This window comes from Snodgrassella sp. W8135 (assembly GCF_016101225.1).
Classification (GTDB): domain Bacteria; phylum Pseudomonadota; class Gammaproteobacteria; order Burkholderiales; family Neisseriaceae; genus Snodgrassella; species Snodgrassella alvi.
Genome location: NZ_JACFQX010000002.1, coordinates 196,242 through 219,520, shown reverse-complemented (window position 1 = coordinate 219,520; position 23,279 = coordinate 196,242). Strand labels below are relative to the sequence as shown.

24 protein-coding genes are annotated in these 23,279 nt (G+C 42.7%); 12 read left to right on the top strand and 12 right to left on the bottom strand.

Annotated elements, in window-relative coordinates:
• The 10 genes from H3T75_RS07120 to H3T75_RS07075 all read right to left on the bottom strand — a co-directional run bounded on the left by H3T75_RS07120 (nt 1) and on the right by H3T75_RS07075 (nt 7,398).
• Nucleotides 1–471: a F0F1 ATP synthase subunit B gene (locus H3T75_RS07120; RefSeq protein ID WP_025331626.1), complete on the bottom strand. Its 471-nt coding sequence runs from the start codon at nt 469–471 to the stop codon at nt 1–3.
• A 64-nt stretch (nt 472–535) separates the two neighbouring features.
• A complete protein-coding gene (gene atpE, locus H3T75_RS07115) occupies nt 536–766 on the bottom strand; it encodes a F0F1 ATP synthase subunit C (RefSeq protein ID WP_025331627.1) in 231 nt (76 codons plus the stop codon).
• 56 nt (nt 767–822) lie between these two features.
• Complete coding sequence (atpB, locus tag H3T75_RS07110) at nt 823–1,683, bottom strand: F0F1 ATP synthase subunit A (protein WP_025331628.1); 861 nt, start codon at nt 1,681–1,683, stop codon at nt 823–825.
• Nucleotides 1,680–2,024: an ATP synthase subunit I gene (locus tag H3T75_RS07105; RefSeq protein WP_232339940.1), complete on the bottom strand. Its 345-nt coding sequence runs from the start codon at nt 2,022–2,024 to the stop codon at nt 1,680–1,682. Before H3T75_RS07105 ends, atpB begins: the two co-directional genes overlap by 4 nt.
• Nucleotides 2,025–2,218: 194 nt before the next feature.
• A complete protein-coding gene (locus tag H3T75_RS07100) occupies nt 2,219–3,073 on the bottom strand; it encodes a ParB/RepB/Spo0J family partition protein (RefSeq protein WP_198211373.1) in 855 nt (284 codons plus the stop codon).
• 87 nt (nt 3,074–3,160) lie between these two features.
• On the bottom strand, nt 3,161–3,931 hold the full coding sequence (locus tag H3T75_RS07095) for a ParA family protein (protein ID WP_025331630.1): 771 nt from the start codon (nt 3,929–3,931) through the stop codon (nt 3,161–3,163).
• Nucleotides 3,928–4,563, bottom strand: coding sequence for a 16S rRNA (guanine(527)-N(7))-methyltransferase RsmG (rsmG, locus tag H3T75_RS07090; protein WP_025331631.1), 636 nt, complete (start codon nt 4,561–4,563; stop codon nt 3,928–3,930). Before rsmG ends, H3T75_RS07095 begins: the two co-directional genes overlap by 4 nt.
• The gene (gene mnmG / locus H3T75_RS07085; protein ID WP_198211372.1) at nt 4,556–6,448 is read right to left on the bottom strand and encodes a tRNA uridine-5-carboxymethylaminomethyl(34) synthesis enzyme MnmG; all 1,893 of its coding nucleotides are present in this window, start codon (nt 6,446–6,448) and stop codon (nt 4,556–4,558) included. Before mnmG ends, rsmG begins: the two co-directional genes overlap by 8 nt.
• A 148-nt stretch (nt 6,449–6,596) precedes the next feature.
• On the bottom strand, nt 6,597–6,920 hold the full coding sequence (locus tag H3T75_RS07080) for a hypothetical protein (RefSeq protein WP_025331633.1): 324 nt from the start codon (nt 6,918–6,920) through the stop codon (nt 6,597–6,599).
• Nucleotides 6,921–6,960: 40 nt separating this feature from the next.
• A complete protein-coding gene (locus H3T75_RS07075) occupies nt 6,961–7,398 on the bottom strand; it encodes a surface-adhesin E family protein (protein ID WP_037394744.1) in 438 nt (145 codons plus the stop codon).
• Nucleotides 7,399–7,491: 93 nt separating this feature from the next.
• Between H3T75_RS07075 and recQ the strand changes: the two genes are divergently transcribed.
• From recQ to H3T75_RS07045, 6 genes are all read left to right on the top strand, one after another.
• Nucleotides 7,492–9,282 carry a DNA helicase RecQ gene (gene recQ, locus H3T75_RS07070; RefSeq protein ID WP_198211371.1) on the top strand — a complete coding sequence of 597 codons (1,791 nt, stop codon included), beginning with the start codon at nt 7,492–7,494 and terminating at the stop codon, nt 9,280–9,282.
• 462 nt (nt 9,283–9,744) lie between these two features.
• The gene (locus H3T75_RS07065; RefSeq protein WP_198211370.1) at nt 9,745–10,413 is read left to right on the top strand and encodes a LexA family transcriptional regulator; all 669 of its coding nucleotides are present in this window, start codon (nt 9,745–9,747) and stop codon (nt 10,411–10,413) included.
• 613 nt (nt 10,414–11,026) lie between these two features.
• Nucleotides 11,027–13,168, top strand: coding sequence for an anaerobic ribonucleoside-triphosphate reductase (gene nrdD, locus H3T75_RS07060; RefSeq protein WP_198211369.1), 2,142 nt, complete (start codon nt 11,027–11,029; stop codon nt 13,166–13,168).
• Nucleotides 13,169–13,170: 2 nt separating this feature from the next.
• Nucleotides 13,171–13,641, top strand: coding sequence for an anaerobic ribonucleoside-triphosphate reductase-activating protein (nrdG, locus tag H3T75_RS07055; RefSeq protein ID WP_025331637.1), 471 nt, complete (start codon nt 13,171–13,173; stop codon nt 13,639–13,641).
• Between the two features lie 381 nt (nt 13,642–14,022).
• A complete protein-coding gene (locus tag H3T75_RS07050) occupies nt 14,023–14,580 on the top strand; it encodes a hypoxanthine-guanine phosphoribosyltransferase (protein ID WP_198211402.1) in 558 nt (185 codons plus the stop codon).
• 782 nt (nt 14,581–15,362) lie between these two features.
• Nucleotides 15,363–15,593, top strand: coding sequence for a hypothetical protein (locus H3T75_RS07045; RefSeq protein ID WP_025331640.1), 231 nt, complete (start codon nt 15,363–15,365; stop codon nt 15,591–15,593).
• 301 nt (nt 15,594–15,894) lie between these two features.
• Here the strand turns inward: H3T75_RS07045 and H3T75_RS07040 are convergent, their stop codons facing one another.
• Both H3T75_RS07040 and argE read right to left on the bottom strand, forming a co-directional pair.
• Nucleotides 15,895–16,293, bottom strand: a complete 399-nt coding sequence (locus H3T75_RS07040; RefSeq protein WP_025331641.1) for a cytochrome b562 — start codon at nt 16,291–16,293, stop codon at nt 15,895–15,897.
• Nucleotides 16,294–16,365: 72 nt separating this feature from the next.
• On the bottom strand, nt 16,366–17,532 hold the full coding sequence (argE, locus tag H3T75_RS07035) for an acetylornithine deacetylase (protein ID WP_084587385.1): 1,167 nt from the start codon (nt 17,530–17,532) through the stop codon (nt 16,366–16,368).
• 129 nt (nt 17,533–17,661) lie between these two features.
• Here argE and H3T75_RS07030 point away from each other — a divergent pair, with 129 nt between their 5' ends.
• The 6 genes from H3T75_RS07030 to fghA all read left to right on the top strand — a co-directional run bounded on the left by H3T75_RS07030 (nt 17,662) and on the right by fghA (nt 23,269).
• Nucleotides 17,662–17,886 carry an RNA-binding S4 domain-containing protein gene (locus tag H3T75_RS07030; protein WP_174830728.1) on the top strand — a complete coding sequence of 75 codons (225 nt, stop codon included), beginning with the start codon at nt 17,662–17,664 and terminating at the stop codon, nt 17,884–17,886.
• A complete protein-coding gene (locus tag H3T75_RS07025; RefSeq protein ID WP_078475480.1) occupies nt 17,883–18,056 on the top strand; it encodes an oxidoreductase-like domain-containing protein in 174 nt (57 codons plus the stop codon). The genes H3T75_RS07030 and H3T75_RS07025 overlap by 4 nt, the downstream gene beginning before the upstream one ends.
• Nucleotides 18,053–18,889 (top strand): PHP domain-containing protein, encoded by an 837-nt coding sequence (locus H3T75_RS07020; RefSeq protein WP_198211368.1) that lies wholly within the window; start codon nt 18,053–18,055, stop codon nt 18,887–18,889. The genes H3T75_RS07025 and H3T75_RS07020 overlap by 4 nt, the downstream gene beginning before the upstream one ends.
• A gap of 663 nt (nt 18,890–19,552) precedes the next feature.
• Entirely contained in the window at nt 19,553–20,800 is a 1,248-nt protein-coding gene (locus H3T75_RS07015; RefSeq protein WP_198211367.1) for a condensation domain-containing protein, read from the top strand.
• 435 nt (nt 20,801–21,235) lie between these two features.
• Nucleotides 21,236–22,345 carry an S-(hydroxymethyl)glutathione dehydrogenase/class III alcohol dehydrogenase gene (locus H3T75_RS07010; protein ID WP_078475477.1) on the top strand — a complete coding sequence of 370 codons (1,110 nt, stop codon included), beginning with the start codon at nt 21,236–21,238 and terminating at the stop codon, nt 22,343–22,345.
• A 90-nt stretch (nt 22,346–22,435) separates the two neighbouring features.
• Complete coding sequence (gene fghA / locus H3T75_RS07005; protein ID WP_198211401.1) at nt 22,436–23,269, top strand: S-formylglutathione hydrolase; 834 nt, start codon at nt 22,436–22,438, stop codon at nt 23,267–23,269.
• Nucleotides 23,270–23,279 lie beyond the last annotated feature (10 nt).

Genomic DNA, 23,279 nt, shown 5'->3' with positions numbered 1-23,279 from the left:
TTACAGCTCCTGTTTCAGGTTCGCCAGTAAATCAGCGTGACGTGAAGGATTAACTTCGCTGCGCAGGATAGATTCGGCACCTTTAACAACCAAATCAGCTACCTGCTGACGCAGTGCTTCACGGGCTCTGTTGGCTTCCTGCTCAACATCAGCTTTTGCCTGAGCCATGATACGGGCAGCTTCTTCTGATGCCTGCGTTTTGGCATCTTCAACAATCTGCGCGGCACGCTTTTCCGCATTGGCCACCATTTCGGAGACCTGACTGCGACCCTCGGCTAAGATATCAGCAACACGTTTTTCCGCCTGAGCAAAATCGTTTTTCCCGCGTTCGGCAGCAGCCAAACCTTCGGCAATTTTGTCGGCACGGGCATCAAGCACTTTGACAATGGGCGGCCATACGAATTTCATCGTAAATAGCACAAACATGACAAAAACGAGTACTTGTGCAATTAGGGTTGCATTGATATTCACGATTAAACCTTTAGAATTTGTGTTTATTAATTAAAACAGTTAACAACCAGCAAATCCAAGTTTATCAGCCGCCAATTTTGGCAAAGTATAAGAATGATACGCCCAGGGAGATAATGAACGCAGCATCAATCATACCCATGATAATGAAGAATTTACCCAGCAATGAGTTCATTAATTCAGGCTGACGGGCAGAAGATTCCATGTATTTTGCACCCAGCATACCAATACCGATAGAGGCACCCATTGCAGAAATACCAATCATCAGACCACAAGCGATAGCGATTAAACCACCCATTTACTTAACTCCTTAAATATAAAGAAAAGAGAATACTACAACAAATAAACTGACCCTTAATGGGAATCGTGAGCCTGACCCAGATAAACAAAAGTCAGTACCATAAAGAGATAGGCCTGCAGGGCGATTACCAGAATATGGAATATAGCCCATGCCAGACCTGCAATTATCTGCAGGATAAACAGCACAACATCACTGACACCGGCGGCACCGGACATACCCCATGCACCACCCATTAAGGCAATAACCATAAACAGAATTTCACCGGCATACATATTACCGAACAGTCGCATACCATGTGAAAGGGTTTTGGAGAAAAACTCAATAATATTCATCAGAAAGTTTGGGATAAACAACCAAACTTTGTTGCCGAACGGCGCACTGAATAATTCATGAATCCAGCCACCCAGTCCCTTGATTTTAATATTATAAACAATACATAAAAACAAGACTGAAATAGCCATGGCCATGGTAGTATTCAGATCGGCGGTAGGTACCACACGCAAATAGGCATGATGATCACCGGTAGCATGCTGCCATGCCCATGGCAGTAAATCCACCGGCAATAAATCCATGATATTCATGAAGAGAATCCACATGAATACAGTCAGCCCCAGAGGAGCAATAATCTTACGAGATTTCTCGTTATGAATCATATCTTTGCAGATACCACTAACGAATTCAATTAGCAGTTCAATTGCAGCCTGAAAACGGGTTGGCACATCTGCTTTCATACGTCTGGCTGCTATAAACAAGATAGCAGAAGCGATTACACCGGTCAGAATGGAAAAGAATAGTGTATCCAGATTGAGAAATGAGAAATCAACCATATTTGTCTGATAATCTGGTGATTTCTGGGTGTAATTAATTAAGTGATGGCTAATATATTCGCCCGGAGTCATCTCTGTGCCGCTCATAATAACAATCTTTTTCTAAATGTGAACAATCCAGCCTGACTGACCAGTATTAGTCCTGTCAGGAAAGCAAACCAGTTAACAGCGGAATAGCATAAATACACCAGTAACATCGTCAGGCATATCATCAGAATTTTGCTAATCTCGGCCATTATCAGTGTTGCAGGTAATAGCGCCGGTAATTTTTTTGCAGCAATAATAGTTAATATCGCCAGTAATGTAGGTATCAGGTAACTCAGCCCACCTAATACTGCTGACCAGATAGCAGAATAATTCCACAACCATGCGGACACGCAAACTGCGGCAAACAACATGACTGTTTGCCAAAACATGATCCACTTCATTCTGTTACCCTGAAAAACACTTCGGTAAGCTGCAATAATATAATCAACTAATACAATATCGTCAAGTAATTTTGTGAAATTTTGTTAAATTAACCACACCTAATTAATTAATTTTTCTATATTTTTCTACAATATTGCTTAAACTGATAACCCAGCTGAACAATTTTGCCACAGTTAATTTCTGTTTGCAGGAATTATTCTAGTCCTAGTTTCTGTAATAAATGACTTAAAGTTTCCGGATTATCAAACTGCAGAATAATCCGGCCGCTGCGCTGATTTTTACTTTGTACCTGCACAGGCACAGAAAAACGTTGCTCAAGCGCCGCTTCTATTTGCTGAACTTCACTGCTTTTTTCTGCCGGATGACGTTTGGCAGCCTCTGGTTTAGCCTGAATTTGCTGACAGCGACGCTCAACTTCCCGCACTGACCAGCCATTTTGTACTGCTTTCTGTGCCAGGTCAATCTGCTGGATAACCGGCAAAGTTAATAAAGCTCTGGCATGTCCCATTTCCAGCTGACGGCCATACATCAGGTCCTGAACCGGCTGAGGAAGATTAAGTAAACGGAGACTGTTAGAAATACTGCTGCGGCTGCGGCCGACTGCTTTGGCTACTGTATTATGTGTAAGACCGAATTCATCTACCAGACGTTTCAGCCCCTGAGCTTCTTCAATAGGATTCAGGTTCTGCCGCTGGATATTTTCAATCAGTCCCATTGCCAGCGCAGCTTCATCGGTAATACTTTTAATGACTACGGGTATTTCCTGCAACCCGGCAAGCTGAGCAGCACGCCAGCGACGCTCACCGGCGATAAGTTCGTACTGATGCAGCCCCATTTCACGTACGATAACTGGCTGAATAACGCCCTGAGCACGAATTGAATCAGCCAGTTCCTGTAACCCTTCATCATCAATCTGGGTTCGTGGCTGATAACGCCCGGGAATAATATCTGTAACCGCTACTGTTGTTAAACGATCCCCTCCGGTAATATCGCTACCGGAACCAAGCAGGGCATCCAGTCCTGCACCCAAACCTTTTGCTTTTACCATGTATCGCTCTTTAATTTCCGGATTAACACCACATTGTGGCAAAGGCTGTTATTACATAAATACATTTAATTTATGCTTATTAACTGCTTATTTACTGGTACGCAGCAATACTTCATCTGCAAGTGCCAGATAGGCTCTGGTACCAGTGGCACGAGGATCATATTGCAAGGCCGGCATGCCATGGCTTGGTGCTTCAGCCAGACGTATATTACGCGGAATCGGTGTACTGAACAGCTTATCGGGAAAGTGGGTACCCAGCTGTTCGTCCACTTGTTTTGCCAGCAAACTGCGCGGGTCGTACAGGGTACGGACAATACCTAAAATATCCAGTTGCGGATTGATGGCCTGGCGGATTTTACGCACGGTGGCAATCAGATCGGAAATACCTTCCAGTGCATAATACTCACACAACATGGGTACAATAATGTGCTGTGCTGCAACCAGACCGTTAATGGTTAATAAAGTCAGTGTCGGCGGGCAGTCAATGATAATGTAATCGTACTGATCAGCCACTTGTGCCAGTGCATTTTTCAGGCGCATTTCCCGCGCCAACTCTTGCACCAGCTCCACCTCAGCACCCGCCAGAGCACGATTAGCAGGTAAAACATCAAAACCGCCATGCTGAGCAGAAGTAATGGCCTGCTGAATAGTTTCATTACCAAGCAACACAGCATAAACTCCGCTGGTTACATTAGCTTTATTAATGCCACTGCCAGTTGTGGCATTACCCTGAGGGTCGAGATCAACTATCAGAACTCTGGACTTTTTTTCCACCAGCGAAGCGGCCAGATTAACTACGGTTGTAGTTTTACCTACCCCGCCTTTCTGGTTGGCTACTGCAATAATATGCGCACTCATGCACTTTCTTTCTTGCGTACCAGAACCATATGCCGCTCTGCATCCAGATGCGGTACGCTGAGTTTATCTACCCGGATCAGTTCTGTATTTTCAGGTAACCGTTCAATTTCTTCATAGGGATAAACTCCCTTCATAGCCGCCCAGTAACCGCCTTTTGCCATCAACTGTTTAGTGATGGTAACAAAATCATTCAATTCAGCAAAAGCCCTGCTGGTAATGACATCGAACTGCTCACCAACCATGGCTTCTACCCGTGCCGTTATAACTTGTACATTACTTAAGCCCAGCTCGATTACTGCCTGTTGCAGGAATGATGTTTTTTTGCTGTTAGCATCAAGCAGGGCGACAGCCAAATCAGGGCGTGCTATAGCTACGGGTATGCCCGGCATACCACCGCCGCTGCCTACGTCAATCAGGCCTCTGGCATGCTCTACATAAGGCAAAAGAGTGAGGCTGTCGAGAATATGATGACTGATAACATCCTGATCATTGCGCAGTGCAGTCAGATTGTAGGTACTATTCCATTTTTTCAACAGCTCTACAAAGGCCAGTAATTGTAATTGCTGCGGAACAGTCAGTTCGATATTCATCTGCTGCAAACCTTGTTGCAACATGGTTTTCATGTCATTCATATTTTTTTGCTCCCTCAAAACCCCGTTTCAGATGCACCATCAGTAATGCGACTGCCGCCGGTGTGATACCGGATATACGTGAAGCCTGTCCAACTGTTTCGGGACGAAATTGATTCAGTTTTTGTTGTACCTCTGCGGAAAGCCCTTTTACCAGTGTGTAATCAATGCTGGCCGGTAATTTTAGTTTTTCCAGATTCTGACGGTGGCTGATTTCTTCATTTTGCCGCTCAATATAACCCTGATATTTGGCCTGAATTTCTACCTGCTCAGCCGCATCGGCTTCAAGTACTTCTTGCTGTGCATTAGGTAAAGTCATTAAGTCAGCATAGCTGACATTAGGCCGGCGCAGCATATCCAGCAAACTGGATTCTTTACTCAGTGGCTGACCCAGCACCCGCTGCTGATCACTCAGTGGCAGATTCAATGGTGTATACCATGTGTGGCTCATGCGTTGCAGTTCGCGCTCAACTGCTTCCTGTTTGCGCTGAAATATTTGCCATTGCGCATCATTTACCAGACCAACAGCTCGCCCCAGACCAGTCAGACGCATATCAGCATTGTCTTCACGCAATTGCAGACGGTATTCGGCACGACTGGTAAACATGCGGTACGGCTCAGTAACGCCTTTAGTAATCAGATCATCCACCAGTACACCTAAATAAGCCTGATCACGTTGCAATACCAGTGGTTCTGCTTCACGCAGATATAATACAGCATTGGCTCCGGCTAGTAAGCCCTGAGCAGCTGCTTCTTCATAACCGGTAGTACCGTTAATCTGTCCGGCAAAAAACAGTCCGGCTATATTTTTGGTTTCGAGACTGGCCTTGAGATTACGCGGATCAAAATAATCATATTCAATGGCATAACCGGGGCGCAGGATATGTGCATTCTGCAATCCGGGCATTGAATGCACCAGCTTTAACTGAATATCAAACGGCAGACTGGTAGAAATACCGTTCGGATAATATTCGTGTGTTTTCAGTCCTTCAGGTTCCAGAAAAATCTGATGGCTTTCTTTATCGGCAAAACGATTGATTTTATCTTCTATAGAAGGACAGTAACGTGGACCGACTCCTTCAATCTTACCGGTAAACATCGGGCTGCGGTCGAAACCGCTGCGGATAATATCGTGAGTGTGACTATTAGTATGAGTAATCCAGCAGGAAATCTGCTGCGGATGTATCTCCCGGCTGCCACGTACTGAAAATACTGGTGCCGGATTGTCGCCCGGCTGTTCTTTAAGCTGGCTGAAATCAATACTGCGGCCATCAATTCTTGGCGGGGTACCGGTTTTCAGACGTCCCTGAGGCAAATTCAGCTCTTTCAGACAGCCTGATAAACGCTGGGCTGCCGGATCACCGGCACGACCACCGGCATAGTTTTCCAGACCAATGTGAATTTTACCAGCCAGAAAGGTACCTGCCGTCAGCACCACTGCACGACTACGGAACATAACGCCCATTGCCGTCATTACTCCGACAGCACGGCCATGTTGCGCAACAATATCTTCTACCTGCTGTTGAAATAATTGCAGGTTCGGCTGATTCTCCAGCATGGAACGGATAGCTGCTTTATACAGAATGCGGTCGGCCTGTGCCCGTGTTGCACGTACTGCCGGTCCTTTTGATGCATTCAGGCGACGAAATTGAATACCTCCGTAATCAGCGGCCAGCGCCATTGCTCCGCCCAGCGCATCCAGTTCGCGCACCAGATGACCTTTGCCGATGCCGCCGATAGACGGATTACACGACATTTGTCCCAGAGTTTCGATATTGTGGGTAAGTAATAATGTTTGCGCACCCATGCGCGCAGCGGCCAAAGCCGCCTCTGTACCGGCATGTCCGCCGCCCACCACAATTACATCGTATTCAATCGGATAATTCATTTGACAACAGTTGATTCCATAGCATTGTTTTTTCAAGAAACAATGCCTGAGCAAAATAGTGCTATTTTACGCGAGCTGTTGCCATTTGTCAGGCATGTAAAAATGCAAAGAGATTTTCCACCCTGGCAGTTATTGCAGCCTGTCTGTTTTAACGGCCGTGCACACCCTGCCATGCGGCATCCAGTCTGGTACCGGCAGCCTGTAATGCAGCATCAGCCTGCTGTCGCTGAACATCAGCCTGATTAAAATCATTTTGCAGACGGGTAACATTATCCTGTGCATTTTTCAGCTGTAACTGCGCCGATTGCAACTGAGTTTGCAATTGCAATGCTTTACTCTGGCTGGCACTTTGTGCTGACAGTGCTGCCTGATAAGCTTTCTGAGCACTGAGTAATTCAACATCGGCAGGAGATTCAGCCCATGCCGTAACCGCCAGACCTAAAATCAACCACAAGCTATATTTTACTTTCATGCCTGCTAACTTTCTTAATCAGAATTAATCTTAATTAGAATTAATGTGCACATACATGCTGATATTGCTGTTCGGAAGCTGAACCACTGGTAATACCCATCGGGCGCAAATCTGTTTCACCAAAATGATCCTGACGAATCAGTTCGCCATGCGCATCCAGCAACTCTACATCAAGTACCCGGAATATTTTACGACTACAGTCAATCTGCGTTGTACTCAGTGCGGTTTTATAAGCCGGTGTATTACTGTAATACTGCTGTTTAGGGTCGATAACAGTTTTGCGATCGCGGAAAGTAACCAGATTACCCTGGCGTTTAATACTGCCGCTATCAAGCGCATACTGGATATTACCACTGGCCGATACACCAAGCTCAACCCAGCTGCCGCTGGCTTTCGGAACATTGGTGGTAGTACATGCAGCCAGAATAGCACAAACAGCCAAACTGGTTATCAGGTGACGGAAATAAATGATTTTCATGCTAATTCCTTGCAACAGCCATCAGGTAACTGTCGGAAATAAAGGTAAATTGCAGTACAATACCCGTTTCAGATTAAATGTAACAGGTGTTTTGTGACCCATGCCGAGCAAATTCTACACGATGTTTTCGGCTATCCGGAATTTCGCGGACAACAGGCAGAAATTATCGACACAGTAGCCAGTGGTCATAATGCACTGGTACTGATGCCTACCGGCGCGGGCAAGTCTTTATGTTATCAAATTCCGGCATTAATGCGCGATGGTGTCGCTATTGTGATTTCACCACTGATCGCACTGATGCAGGATCAGGTTACAGCTCTGAATGTCAATGGTATTTCTGCTGCCTGTGTACACGGAGGCACCAGTGGTGAAGAGATACAGCGTATTGCTGATGAAATCGCGGCTGAGCATCTGAAGCTATTATATGTAGCACCGGAACGTCTGGTTATGCCGCGTTTTTTACAGTTTTTACACAATACCCGTATTAGCCTGTTTGCGATTGATGAGGCTCATTGTGTCAGCCAGTGGGGACATGATTTTCGTCCTGAATATCAGCAACTGAGCATTCTGGCAGACGAATTTGCCGGTATTCCGCGTATTGCCCTTACTGCCACAGCAGATAATGCCACCAGAGCAGATATTCAGCACTATCTGGATTTAACAGACGCACGATTATTTGTTTCCAGCTTTAACCGCCCGAATATTGACTATCAGGTTATTGAAAAAAACAACGGCAAGAAACAGTTATTACAATTCATCCGCAGCCAGATGTCCGGAGAGAATGGTATTGTTTACTGTCTGTCACGCAAGCGTGTGGAAGACATTGCTGCTTTTCTAAGCGAAAACGGTCTGACTGCCCTGCCCTATCATGCCGGACTGGACTGGGATATACGCAGCCGGAATCAGCGCCGCTTCACACAGGAAGATGGCATTATTATCGTAGCAACAGTAGCATTTGGTATGGGTATAGATAAACCGGATGTACGTTTTGTTGCCCATCTTGATATGCCTGCCAGCATTGAACATTTTTATCAGGAATCAGGGCGTGCCGGCCGTGACGGCCTGCCGGCCACCAGCTGGCTGTGTTATGGCCTGAATGACTGGGTACTATTGCGCGAACGGATTGAGCTTGCTGAGCGCGATGAAGCACAAAAACGCATTGATTTACAAAAACTCGATGCCATGCTGGCCTTTTGTGAGACTGCAGACTGCCGCCGCCGGCTATTGCTGCGCTATTTCGGAGAGGAAGGTGAGTCCTGCGGACATTGCGACAACTGCACTGATCCGCCCAGCAGATTTGACGGCACTGTACTGGCACAAAAATTACTTTCGTGCGTGTATCGGGTAAAACAGCGTTTTCCTACCGGACATGTGATTGATGTTTTACGCGGTCGCGAAACAGACCTGGTAATACGCTGCGGACACCAGCATTTATCTACTTTCGGTATAGGCAGTGAATTAACAGTTAAAGAGTGGCGTACAGTGGTACGGCAATGCGTTGCGTCAGGGTATCTGAATGTTGATATAGCCAATCAGGCATTACAGCTTACTGAGCAGGCACGGGCAGTATTAAAAAACCAGCAACAGGTCTGGCTGCGACCATTGAAGCATGATAAAACCCGCAGTAATCGCAATACTGAAACCTGGCTGCGTACTGAACGCGAAGAACGTCTGTGGCAAACGCTGCGCAACTGGCGTAAAGAACGCGCCAGCAAAAACAATGTACCAGCCTATACCATTTTTGCCGACCGGACATTACAGGATTTAGTCCGGCATCCGCCGGCCACACTGGCTGATTTAAACCATATTTATGGATTAGGTGAAAGTAAAATCAGAAATTTTGGTGCAGATATTCTGGCTCTGTGTCGCAAATGGGCGCAATAATAGTCAGAACGTCTCTGCTATTCTGCTCATAAATCATTTATTTTCTCAGTTTTTATAACTTTTATCTTTGCTTATCCGGTCATGATTCTGCCTTTATACTGGTACAGTAAATAGTTTTTCATAACAGGTGATTATCGGCAGAATAACACCTGATTTTGCCTACTTTATGTGCATGAGAATATCCGGTAATACGGGCATTCTGCTGCCGGTATCCTGCCATTATCTGATTGTTATTTTTTATCTGTTTTTTAGTAATTTATCGCATCTATTCCGAGATTCATTTACCCATCCATCTGATTAGTTTGTCCACCTGCTATGCTTACGGCAATTAAAATATTTTTATTCAATCCTATGTCCTCATTATTTTTTAGTCCATACTTTGTGGATTGGATTAGATTAGTCAATATTTAAGATACAGCAATAGTACATTAAAGCTATACTCTGATTTTTTAGAGTATTTTTATGAAGTTTGATATTGGTAATTGGGTAAAATCAGCTCGTTTGAATGCGGATTTAAGTCAGGAAGAATTAGCTTTAGCACTTAATTTATCGGGAAAGGCATCAGTATCTGCATGGGAAACTAATAAAAATGGTGTGTCATTTGATGTAATGGTAAAAATCTCAAATTTATGTGGATATCCACTTCCATATATTGAACCAGACAATACTCAAATGATCCGTAAATCAAAAAATGGATACATCAGAATAAATTATCTAAATATCTGTAATGATATTGAAGAAAGAAATGTTGAAAATACTGAAATTGAGCCGCTGGAAGCAGAACAGATAATTGAGATACCTGAAGCTTGGGCGAAAGAAAATATAGGGAATAACCTAACATCAATTGCGATAATAAAAGCAAAAGGTGATTCTATGAATCCCACATTAAAGAACGGTGACCTACTATTTATTGATACTACAATTCAATTTTATATGTCTGATGGTATATATGTTTTTTACGTTGATAATGGTTTTAGTATTAAACGATTGCAATTATTATTTGATGGTCAATATCGCGTAATGAATGATAATCAATCAAGATATCCCTCGGAAACAATTACTCGTGGTGATTTGGATAAAATTCATATTTGTGGCAAAGTCGTCGCATATTGGACTATTAATAGGTTATAAAGACATAATCAATAAAAACAGAAGTTCATATAATTTGGACTTCTGTTTTTTGTTTCTTTTATCTCTAAATTATCAGACACCTACCATGCTCAAATTTATCTGTTATATAGATTTACTATCATTACCGATGGCAAACTATATTGTTTACCCGGTTGTCAATTATAAGTATCCCCATCAGCCTAACTTAGGCTACTTGCATAGCAATCATCAGATAATGACAATAAGCATATTATTGAAAATAAAATTATCTAATTCAGACCTGTTACCTTCTAACAGAGATTTCAGACAAGCTGGTTACAGACATCAGCATTTCAGTTGCAGGCAAGAAATGACCATTTTTTACACTTTGTTTTCAATAATATAAGCCAATGATTTATCTATAATAAATACCCATGTCAACCATGAATGATGCGCTATATCAAATAAATGTGAAAAATGCTGCTTTATTCATCATACAAATCCCATATATAGTAAAAAAAAGCGCAACAACAGCATTTAAACACTAAATATAGTATTTTTTACATATAAGCACTGTGATCAGACAAATTGTTATTATTTAATAACAATGCAGTAACTGCTGCCGGTTATTACAGGTGGCAGAAGGATAATCAGCATGAAACCCATTGTAATTAAAAGAGATGGTTGTCACGTACCTTTTGATACAGCCCGCATCAAAGAAGCCATACAACAAGCAGCCAAAGCAGTACAGATTAACGATATCGATTATTGCCATCAGGTGGCAGAAAGTGTGGCCGGTCATCTTGCCGAGCGTGAATATATTGATATTCATGATATCCAGCAGGCTGTTGAAGACCAGTTAATGGCCGGACAGTACAAGGAGCTGGCCCGTGCGTATATTGAATACCGCCATTCCCGAGATGTGGCACGTGAATCACGCAGTCGTCTAAATCGTGAAATTCAGGGTCTGGTTGAACAAACCAACTTTAGTCTGCTCAATGAAAACGCCAACAAAGACAGTAAAGTTATTCCGACACAGCGCGATTTACTGGCCGGCATTGTCGCCAAACACTATGCACAGCAGCACCTGCTGCCACGCGATGTGGTACTGGCACATGAAAGGGGTGAAATCCATTACCACGATCTGGATTATGCGCCTTTTTTCCCGATGTTTAACTGCATGCTGATTGACCTGAAAGGCATGCTGACTAACGGCTTCAAAATGGGGAATGCCGAAATCGAGCAGCCTAAATCAATTGCCACTGCCACTGCGGTAACAGCACAGATCATTGCGCAGGTAGCCAGCCATATTTATGGCGGCAGCACCATCAACCGTATTGATGAAGTACTGGCTCCCTTTGTTCGTGCCAGCTACAACAAACATCTGGCAGTAGCAACTGAATGGCAGATTGCCAATGCAACCGACTATGCACGCGCACGTACTGAAAAAGAGTGTTATGACGCCTTTCAGTCACTGGAATATGAAGTTAATACGCTGCATACGGCCAATGGTCAGACTCCTTTTGTAACCTTTGGCTTTGGTCTGGGCACAAGCTGGGAAAGCCGGCTGATACAAACCGCTATTTTACGCAATCGTCTGGCAGGCCTTGGTAAAAATGGCAAAACAGCCGTTTTTCCCAAACTGGTATTCAGCATAAGAGATGGTATTAACCACAAAGCCGGTGATATTAACTACGATATTAAACAACTGGCTCTGGAATGTGCTTCCAAACGTATGTATCCGGATATTCTTAACTATGATCAGGTTGTCGCTGTTACCGGTTCCTTCAAAACCCCGATGGGCTGCCGCAGCTTCCTTGGTGTCTATGAAGAAAACGGTGAGCAAATCCATGAAGGACGAAACAATCTGGGGGTTATCAGCCTGAATCTGCCCCGTATCGCCATAGAAGCCAGATATGATGAAACACGCTTCTGGCAGTTACTGGATGAACGTCTGCAACTGTGCCGCAAAGCACTGATGACACGCATTGCCCGTTTTGAAAATGTCAAAGCCAGAGTGGCTCCGATTCTGTATATGGAGGGTGCCTGCGGGGTACGTCTGAATGCTGATGATTCAGTAGCTCAAATATTCAAAAACGGCCGCGCCTCAATTTCACTGGGCTATATCGGTCTGCACGAAACCATTAATGCCCTGTATGGTACCGAAAAACATGTTTTTGATAGCGAAACCCTGCGCGAGAAAGCCATTGCTATCGTACAAAAACTGCGTGACACTGCCGACCGCTGGAAAGCCGAAACCGGTTATGGTTTCAGCCTGTACAGCACACCCAGTGAAAACCTGTGTGATCGCTTCTGCCGGCTTGATACTGCCGAATTCGGGGTTATCGATGGTGTGACTGATAAAGGTTACTACACCAACAGCTTCCATCTGGATGTTGAGAAAAAGGTTAATCCTTACGATAAAATCGATTTTGAAGCACCCTATCCGAAAATGGCCAGTGGCGGTTTTATCTGCTACGGGGAATATCCGAATCTACAGCACAATCTTAAAGCATTAGAGGACGTGTGGGACTACAGCTACCGTTATGTTCCCTATTACGGAACCAATACACCGATCGATGAATGCTACGACTGTGGATTCAGCGGTGAGTTTTCCTGTACCAGCAAAGGTTTTGTCTGCCCGAAATGCGGCAATCATGATCCTGCACGGGTATCCGTTACCAGACGTGTATGCGGTTATCTGGGCAGTCCGGATTCCCGCCCGTTTAATGCCGGCAAACAAGAGGAAGTTAAACGACGGGTCAAACACCTTGGTCAGCAATGTGGTGCACTGTAAGAATGAATTATCATCAGTATTATCCGGTTGATGTTGTCAACGGTCCCGGAACCCGCTGTACACTGTTCGTAGCCGGCTGTGAGCACAAATGCAGGGGCTGCTATAACGCCACCACATGGCGGACAGATTCCGGTAAACCATTTGACCAGCAGATGGAAGACCTGATTATCAGCGACCTTAACGACAAACGTATTGTGCGTCAGGGGCTGTCGCTCACCGGCGGAGATCCGCTGCACCCGCATAACCTGAATGCTATCCTGAAACTGGTCAGACGGGTACGGCAGGAAACCGAACATAAAGACATCTGGCTATGGACAGGCTACACACTGGCAGAATTATCACCGGCACAAATGCAGGTTGTAAATGAAATCAACACCCTTATCGACGGTAAATTCATACAGGAACTGAAAGATCCGGCATTAATCTGGCGCGGCAGCAGTAATCAGCAGATTCATTACCTGCATCCGGTATAATTCAACCATTTGGCACCATTGTAGTTAACAGATTAATTCTGCATAACAGCAATGGTGCTTCTTTATCTCTTGCTGTCAGAAAATTTTTCTAATAAACCAGTCAGTTATTTTACTCGCTTGTTCTCAGACTGCCCGAAATGGCCGGAATGGCATAAAATTCGCATATTACAAGTAAAATTCTGGGATAATTTACCTTTAATATTCTGGTTTAAACAATCAAAACACATTCGTCTTAGTGCTGCCAAATCACCAGAGCAGCACAAATTTACTCAATTAAACCGTAGACAACACTACCTGCATCTATTCTGAGCATATTGGTGGTCAGTTAATAGTGACATACGGTTTTACTTACCCGGATACACATGGACAATACCAATGAGCATAATTGATGTAACTGACAGACGCGCCGAAACTCAGGCAATGCTGGATAAAGCAGATCTTTTGTTTGACCGCAGAACCTGTGAAACCAGGCTGGAGCAAATGGCTGCGGACATCACTGCAGCATTAAGTGATAAATACCCGCTGGTATTACCGGTGATGGGCGGTGCAGTTGTTTTCACCGGAAAATTACTGCCATTACTGCGTTTTCCGCTGGATTTTGATTACATCCATATTTCCCGCTACGGTGATAAACTTAAAGGTGGTAATTATCAGTGGCTGCGTGCCCCGCAGAATGCGGTAGTCGGACGCCACATTCTGGTACTGGATGATATTTTGGATGAAGGGCATACACTGGCAGCCGTAAAAAAACAGATACTGGAAATGGGTGCATCCAGCTGTTCTACAGCTGTTTTTGCCAACAAACTGATTGGCAAAGAAAAGCCCATTATGGCTGATTTTGTCGGACTGGATGTTCCCAATCGTTATGTTTTCGGGTATGGCATGGATGCTGAAGGTAAATGGCGTAATCTGGACGAAATTTATGCTCTGGCTGAGTAATCGTCAATAACAGTATCTATTGTATGCAGGCCATGGTTATCTACACCGTGGCTCCTTGCTCATTCTTAGATTTTCCGGTTTTGAAATACATATAACATAATCAAATTTAATTCCATCATTATCATTAATAAAATCACGGTTCACTCAAAGCTATAGCATTAAAACTGTATCTAAATCATTAATATATCTACTGCATTAAATGATCATTTTTGAAAGACAGCAAACTGTTTCAAATCTGCTTTGAAATATATTTTTTATAAAAAATAAAGAATTAATGCGGGATTAAGCTAATTCATGTTCAAATTTAAATAACAGCCATACAGCACTAATAAAAATGTTAATATCATAATATATCAGCATACATAGAATATATATGTAAAATATACATACAAAATAATATGTTATATTTTATTAAATAATTTTTTTAATGATTACAATAAAAAAATAAAATATTACATTAACTATTGATTATATTATTTAATTAACACATTCTTGACAAATTTAATTACTCGCCAGTATGATGTCTATACCGTATTAAATAGTACGGTCAGCTCTGGAAGGCTGTTTTATCAGACAGATAAACCATTGATATTTTTATTATGGTTTTTTCATATTCTGTTCACCAAGTCATTGGCATACCTTTTCGATGGTAGACAATGGCAGGGAGGCTTTATGCCTGCCGGTTCTGATTAACGGTCTTCCAGCCTTGCCATTCTTCTGCCGCCAGATGCGTCTGGAAGCGCATAGCGGTTTGATTAGAATAATCAGGAAAGGCAGTGTTTATGACTATTTTTGTGGCGGAAAGCCGCCATTTGGAAGCGTATATGTTACGCCTGTTTCCGCCAGCGATGGCTCCAATTACCAATAAGCAGGTTTTACCAGAGTTTTGTCATATTAATTTGCGTGAAAGCAACACCTTTGGTTCTGATATACGCTCATTTATCAGATATAAACTGAAACGCCCTAAAAAAGTAATTATTTACTCAGCCAAGCCTGACAGCAAAGTTAATTGAGTATTATAATCAGTAATGAGATAGTTAGTTTTTATAATATATTATATTTATTGCATTTAGTATATTTTTTGTATTAATAGCTACAATTATCTGATTGTAGAAAGGGGATAAAGAAATGTTGCAAAAAAAGGATTGCCTGAAAAATTTAAGATAATGTCCGTACAGACTCATTGATTCCGGTCATTATCTATCAGTTAGTTTATTTGTCTATGTTTCCTGGTTCTTTAGCTTTTTAAGGGGCGGAACCAGGCTTTTTGCATTCTGGACTATCGTTTTTACTGCTATACCGCCCTAGTATCTTTTATTGCCTCATCGCTTTATGCCCTTCATCACGTAATTGCAATATTTTCTTACCTTCTGCCTTAGCCTGTACCATTTTTCCCGCTTTAACCAGATTATTGGTTTTATCAATTTCTGCAATCAATTTATCCATCTCAGCATAGTATGCTCTCAATTTTGGATTATTCGGTGCAGCATTTTCCAGACCGGAAGGTTTTTTTGCTTTAGCGGCCACGGCAGCAGCCCGCATACTGGCCAGAGCTTTACTGGCATCTGCGACTGTTTGCGCTGAATTAAAACGCGCATAACTCATATTAATAGCACTCATATAAACGTTTACGCCATTCGCCTGAACAGTCATCACTGATAATATCAGTGATAATAACAATATCCCTGCAGAGAGAAATTTTTTGGTTGCCATCTGATTTTCCTGTTCTTCAGTTAATCCTAAACATTTTATATATAAAACAGCGCAGAGTTTGATAATACCGTATCAAGTAAATGATAAGCTTTGCACCTGAATCAGTTTGCGTAAAAAGTGATCACAGCGTTCAAGCTGCTCCAGTTCTATATATTCATCAGCCTTATGAGCCACTGTAATACTACCGGGACCACATACAACAGTATTGATACCGCTATTCTGAAACTGGCCGCCTTCAGTCGCATAGGCCACTTTGGCTTGTTGTTTATTATCCACTAGTTGAGTAATCAATGCATGCAGCTGCTGATTATTTGCGTCATTTAAAGCAGGTACCTGTACATTATGGGTTAGCTTAATTGATGCTTCCGGTACCACTGCCTGCATAGCGGGTAAAAGGGTCGTTGCAATATATTGCCGGATCGGTTCAGTCAGTTCTTCTACCGTCATATGCGGCAAATTACGATAATCAAATTCAAAGGTACAATAATCCGGCACAATATTAATAGCAGTACCGCCACGAATCAGGCCAGTTGAAACAGTAGCAAACGGCACATCAAAAGCATGATCCAAATCAGCCCGCTGTTGTAATTGCTGAGCCAGCTGGTTGATAAATACAATCAGACGGGCTGCATATTCAATTGCATTCACACCATCAGGTGTGAGCGAAGAGTGAGCATTTTTACCGTGTACTTCACAACAGAAAGTATGGATCCCTTTGTGGGCTACTACCATTTGCATGGATGTAGGTTCACCAACAATACAGGATTGCGGCTGCAAACCTCTTTTTTCCAGCTCAGCCAGCATCACCGGTGCACCGAGACAGCCGACTTCTTCATCAAAAGACAAAGCAATATGTAATGGGACTTTCAGCTTTGTCTTCTGCATATCCGGAACCGTAGCCAGTACGCTGGCAATAAAACCTTTCATGTCACTACTGCCACGACCATATACGCGGCCATCGCGTATATTTGCTGCAAACGGATCTGATAACCATTTTTGCCCGTCTACCGGCACAACATCAGTATGACCGGAAAGTACTATCCCACCGGAAATACTGCCATCAGCAGCCGGGATAGTGACAAACAGATTGGCTTTATCCCCCTTTTCATTATGTGCCAGCCATGGCGACAGTTTACGGCTCTCTAGATAATCGGCCACATAATTAATCAAGGCCAGATTACTCTGACGGCTGGTGGTATCAAAAGCAATCAGCTGACATAACCAGCTAAGTGTATCCACGGCAAATCTCCGGTTAACTCTGGTTAAACCATAGCATAATTTATGCCTTTAGCGTAACCAATACATAAAACAAAATCCTCTTCGACGCTGATAATAGCTACAATAGCTATTTATGGAAAGGTATAACAGATGAAACAGCAATTTGACTTAGCCGGACATCCGCATGTTGCATTATGTGATCTGCTTAAACTGACCGGGCTGGCAGAAAGTGGCGGCAGAGCCAAACAATTGATTGCCGAAGGTAAAGTACTGCGCAATCAGCAGCCGGAAACCCGTAAAACCGCGAAAATCATTGCCGGAGACAGTATCCGGCTGGGTGACAGTGAAATCAATGTCATTAATAGTGAGTTATGAGCGCACCGGAATTATTAACTCCGCCAGTACCACCGGAAGACTGGGAATGCTGCAATAGTGACTGTGGCGATGCCTGTGTCTGGCAAATTTATTACCGCGAAAAAGCTGCATATGAAGCGATGCAGGCACAGTTGTCCACATCATCTTCTAATAACGAAAAAAGCTCATGAATATTGATTTACATTGTCATTCCACGGTTTCTGATGGCGCACTGACGCCGGCCGAAGTTGTCCTGCGTGCTTCTGCTAATGGTTGCACATTGCTGGCATTAACAGACCATGACCATACCGGAGGTTTGTCTGCGGCGCATGCACAGGCTAAGCAGTCAGGAATCACTTTGATTAATGGTGTGGAAATCTCAGTAAGCTGGCGCGGACGCACTATACATATTGTCGGTCTGAATATATCTCGGGAAGATGAAGTATTACAAACTTTACTCGGACGTCTTCGCAGCGGCCGTTTACAGCGTTTACAGGCCATTGCCGATAAGCTGGCTAAAAAAGGAATTAGTGATGTTTATGAAGGCACACTGGCACTTGCTACTAATATAGATATGGTGACACGTACGCATATTGCTGATTTTTTAGTCCAGTCCGGCCATGTGAATAAAAAAGCTGATGCATTTCGCAAATATCTGGGTGACGGTAAATCCTGCAGTGTTAAACATCAGTGGGCAGAACTGGCTGAAGTTGTTTCCGCTATCCGGCATGCCGGCGGGATTGCGGTTATTGCACATCCAATGCGCTATGAGCTGTCTGCTACTGCACGCCGTAATCTGTTTAGTGATTTTAAGGCTTGTGGTGGCGAAGCGATTGAAGTGCATAGTGGGCGTTCTAATCTGAACGATAGACTGAACTATGCCTTACTGGCACAACAATTCGATTTTTTAGCCAGTTGTGGCAGTGATTTTCATCGTGATGGTGATTTTGGTGGTGGCCTGCTTGGCTGCTGTCCTGAACTACCACCTATCTGTAAGCCGGTATGGGATCATTTAACTGATTAACCGCATTATCTCTGATAGATTTTAAATCAAATCAGGTATTTAAAGTTTGTTTCAGTTATAAACCAATCACAAAATGTTTGATTACAATATGCCAATTTATTATAAAAAGCTTAGTTATTGTTTTTTGTATATTCTGTGCTTATACAGAATATTTTTACATTTAAATATGTCAAAATCATATAAATAAATTCAGATAATAAGAATCAAACAGTAAATCAAATTTTTATTGCCTTTACTGTAATAGCCAGTATGACCGGGAGAGTAAGATATATTCGGAAATCCGCTATAAAAAATAATATTAAATGTCTATCAATTCTGCTGAAAAACCGTACAGTCTTATTACTTACCAGATATGCGTGCTTACGTCGTTTTTAATGTTAATGAATAATTGGTCTATTTCAGATAAATTTATTTTATTTATATATTATTAATAGTGTTGCTTAATAGGCATTATCATCTAATAAAATGTAAAACATATCTATATATACAATACTTTAATAGAAAATTATCCACAAAATAAAATAAGATTTAAAAAAATAAATAAAGTAACAGTATTAGACCTATCTTATTTTAAATTTGTGTTTTCCTATCGATTTCTTTTTTAACAAAAAATTATTAATCGCTTTTCTGAACTTATTCAAGTCAATATAAAGGAAATAAAAAATGAGCACTCAGATCTCTGATAATCAATCAGAGGCGTTAAATTTTATCCGCCCCTTAAACAGGCTGGAAAGTGGTATGGCAAATTTGCATACTAATTTTTCAGGAACAACACAATTTACTTTAATTCTGGAGGTTGAAGGTAAACTGGAACCGAGCAGAGTAGAACAAGCTTTACAAATTATCCAAAAGCAATATGAGGCGCTTGCCTCCAAAATTCTTCTACAGGAAAGTCAATGGTATCTGGTTAAATCCTCTTTATCTTTTCCCATAATATTCACCGTCATTACCGTACCGGAATTACCCTCAAATGATGTTCGCTGTTTTGATGAATTGCTGGAAAGAGAGGTAAATGATCCGTTAGATATCCATCAGCAATTATGCAGATTGACCATGCTGAGTCAGGATAATTTTAATCGCCACTTACTGATACTGACACTGGCTCACGTCATTGCAGACGCCACAGCCGGTCTGAAGATTTTTTCTGAAATATTACGTCTGTCTGCACAAAATTTTTCTGATAAAACTATTGACCGAAATATATCTCTGGAAAATACAGGTTTGAGTTCTGCAAATAAGACAGGACACAGTTATCCTGATTATCAACAAGCGGTAAAAATGTGGAGTAATCCTGCCAGAGAAATCCAAACAGCAAGCTATACGGCCATAATTGAAGCAGAAACTGTTGAAAAATTAAGCTCTATAGCAAGCAGACATAATCTGACCATGAATTCATTATTGACTGCCCTGATTCAGCAGACCAATACAGATTTTTTTAAGCTGGATTCGTTTCCCATATTAACTGCGATTAACTGCCATCCGATACTCAACATAGAAGACAGCTTTACCTGCTTAATTCAGCAGGCAATAACTACTATTTCCGGAGATATTTACACCAGTGCACAGCAAATTAAACAGGATATTCTGGATGCCAAAGCAACAGTTGCAGCAAATAAAATGCTATCACCGATAACGTTACAAAATCTGCAAAAAGATTTGGTTTTTATCTATACCAATAATGGCCGGATTAACAAAATAACCGTACCGCCAAACTTCAAGCTGCATAACTTTCGTACCGGAGCCAATATGAACAACGGCACTCTGACTGCCACCTTTCATCTGGCTTTTCTTAATGGCTGCCTGATACTTTGCCTTTCTTATTACACTAAAATATTACAACGTAAAATTATCAGCCAGTTGATGGAAAGAATTGCCAGACAGCTAACAAATTTCGCCATAAAAGAGTATTGAGCATTTTAAAAATCAATAAATTAAATGCTCAAAATATAGCTGCAATTGCTGCATTTGGCTTGGAAAATCCTTGTTTTAAAGATAATGAGTACACTATTAGCATTTGCTAATGAGGAAACTAGGCATTTCGGGCTGATTTTTATGCTTGCACATCAGTCAGCGCCACTATCGATATATTAAGTTTGATAGTGGCGCTTTCCGGTTAATAATTTTAGTTATACATACAAATATACTATCCATACTGGCATACAAATAAAATTCATTAAAATATCAATATAAATCAGATTTTTATACTCAGAATATTTATTCTGCACAGCTTTTTTGGTCTCATATTCAGACTACCAGACTGGCAATTAAGAATCTGACAATTGATTTATTGCTGCAATCCAGTTATGTTAGCCGAATACATGTGCTTATTAATTCAGAGGATAGAGTATGAAATCTCGTGCCGCAGTTGCCTTTGCTCCGGGAGAAGCACTACAAATTGTTGAAGTAGACGTTGCACCGCCCAAGGCTGGTGAAGTACTGGTAAAGATTACCCATACCGGTGTTTGCCATACTGATGCATTTACTCTGTCGGGCAATGATCCTGAAGGTGTATTTCCGGTTATTCTGGGGCACGAAGGTGCCGGTATTGTGGTAGAAGTCGGTGAAGGCGTCACTTCTGTCAAACCCGGTGATCATGTTATTCCCTTGTATACCGCCGAATGCGGAAAGTGTTTGTTTTGCCGTTCGGGTAAAACCAACCTGTGTACCGCAGTAAGAGCAACACAGGGTAAGGGGCTGATGCCTGACGGTACAACACGTTTTTCCTATCAGGGAAAACCAATTTACCATTATATGGGTTGTTCAACTTTCAGCGAATATACTGTCGTGGCAGAGGTCTCTCTGGCTAAAATCAATCCTGAAGCCAGACATGATCAGGTTTGTCTGCTAGGCTGCGGAGTCACTACCGGTATTGGTGCAGTACACAATACTGCTAAAGTACAGGCAGGTGATACTGTTGCCGTATTCGGGCTGGGTGGTATCGGGCTGGCTGTAGTACAGGGGGCACGACAGGCCGGAGCCGGACGAATTATTGCTGTTGATACCAATCCGGCTAAATTTGCCCTTGCCAGACATTTTGGTGCCACAGAATGTATTAATCCGAACGATTATCAGGAACCTATACAACAGGTAATTATTGGTCTGACTGAATGGGGCGTAGATCATAGTTTTGAGTGTATCGGTAATGTAGAAGTGATGCGTGCTGCTTTGGAATGCGCTCATCGGGGCTGGGGACAAAGCATTATTATTGGTGTCGCCGGTGCCGGTCAGGAAATAGCCACACGCCCTTTTCAGCTGGTTACTGGACGGGTATGGAAAGGATCTGCTTTCGGTGGGGTTAAAGGACGCTCACAACTGCCGCAGATGGTAGAAGAAGCCATGCAGGGTAAAATCGAGTTGACACCATTTATTACTCATACATTGCCGCTGACTGATATTAACCAGGCATTCGAGCTGATGCATACCGGCGAATCAATTCGTACAGTCATTTATTATTAATGATATGCGTATGTGCATACATATTATTAATGTAATTGCCTGTATTTCATCATGTTATAAACTCAATACGGATCCTTTAAAATGGCTGAAATTACTCTGCTGACCACCCATAAACTGTTTAACGGCGAACAACGACGTTACCGGCATTACAGTCACTCCAATCAATGTGACATGACATTTTCTGTCTATCTTCCGTCACGTGCCTTACAAGGCTACCGGCTGCCTGTACTGTATTGTCTGAGCGGGCTCACCTGTACTGATGAAAATTTTTCGATGAAAAGTGGTGCACAGCGTTTTGCTGCTGAATGGGGTATTGTTCTGGTTATGCCGGATACCAGTCCGCGCGGTACTGATGTAGCTGATGCAGATGTTCACTATCTGGGACAGGGAGCCGGTTTTTATCTTAATGCTACCCGGCAGCCATGGGCTCAGCATTACCAGATGTATGATTATGTGGTCACAGAACTGCCCGAACTTATCGAAAAACATTTTTCGGTCAACGAACAGCGTAGTTTATGCGGACACAGTATGGGTGGTCATGGTGCGCTGATGATTGCCCTGAAAAACCCTCAGCGCTACGTTGCTGTATCGGCATTTGCTCCTATCGCCCATCCGGTAGCCGGAGCATGGGGTCAGACAGCATTCTCAACCTATCTGGGAGCCAATCAGCAAGACTGGGCTGCATATGACAGTACTGAACTGATCAGCCGGTATCCGTTTTCATTACCAGTTCTTATCGATCAGGGAAGCGTGGATGAATACTATCCTGAGCAATTAAATCCACAGGATTTCGTTCAGGCAGCCAAAGCCAAAGGCATTAACATTCGGTATCAGCTGCGTGAAAACTATGATCACAGCTATTATTTTGTCAGTACATTTATAGAAAGCCATATCAGCTTTCATGCCGAAGCATTCGGACTATAAATCACCAGAC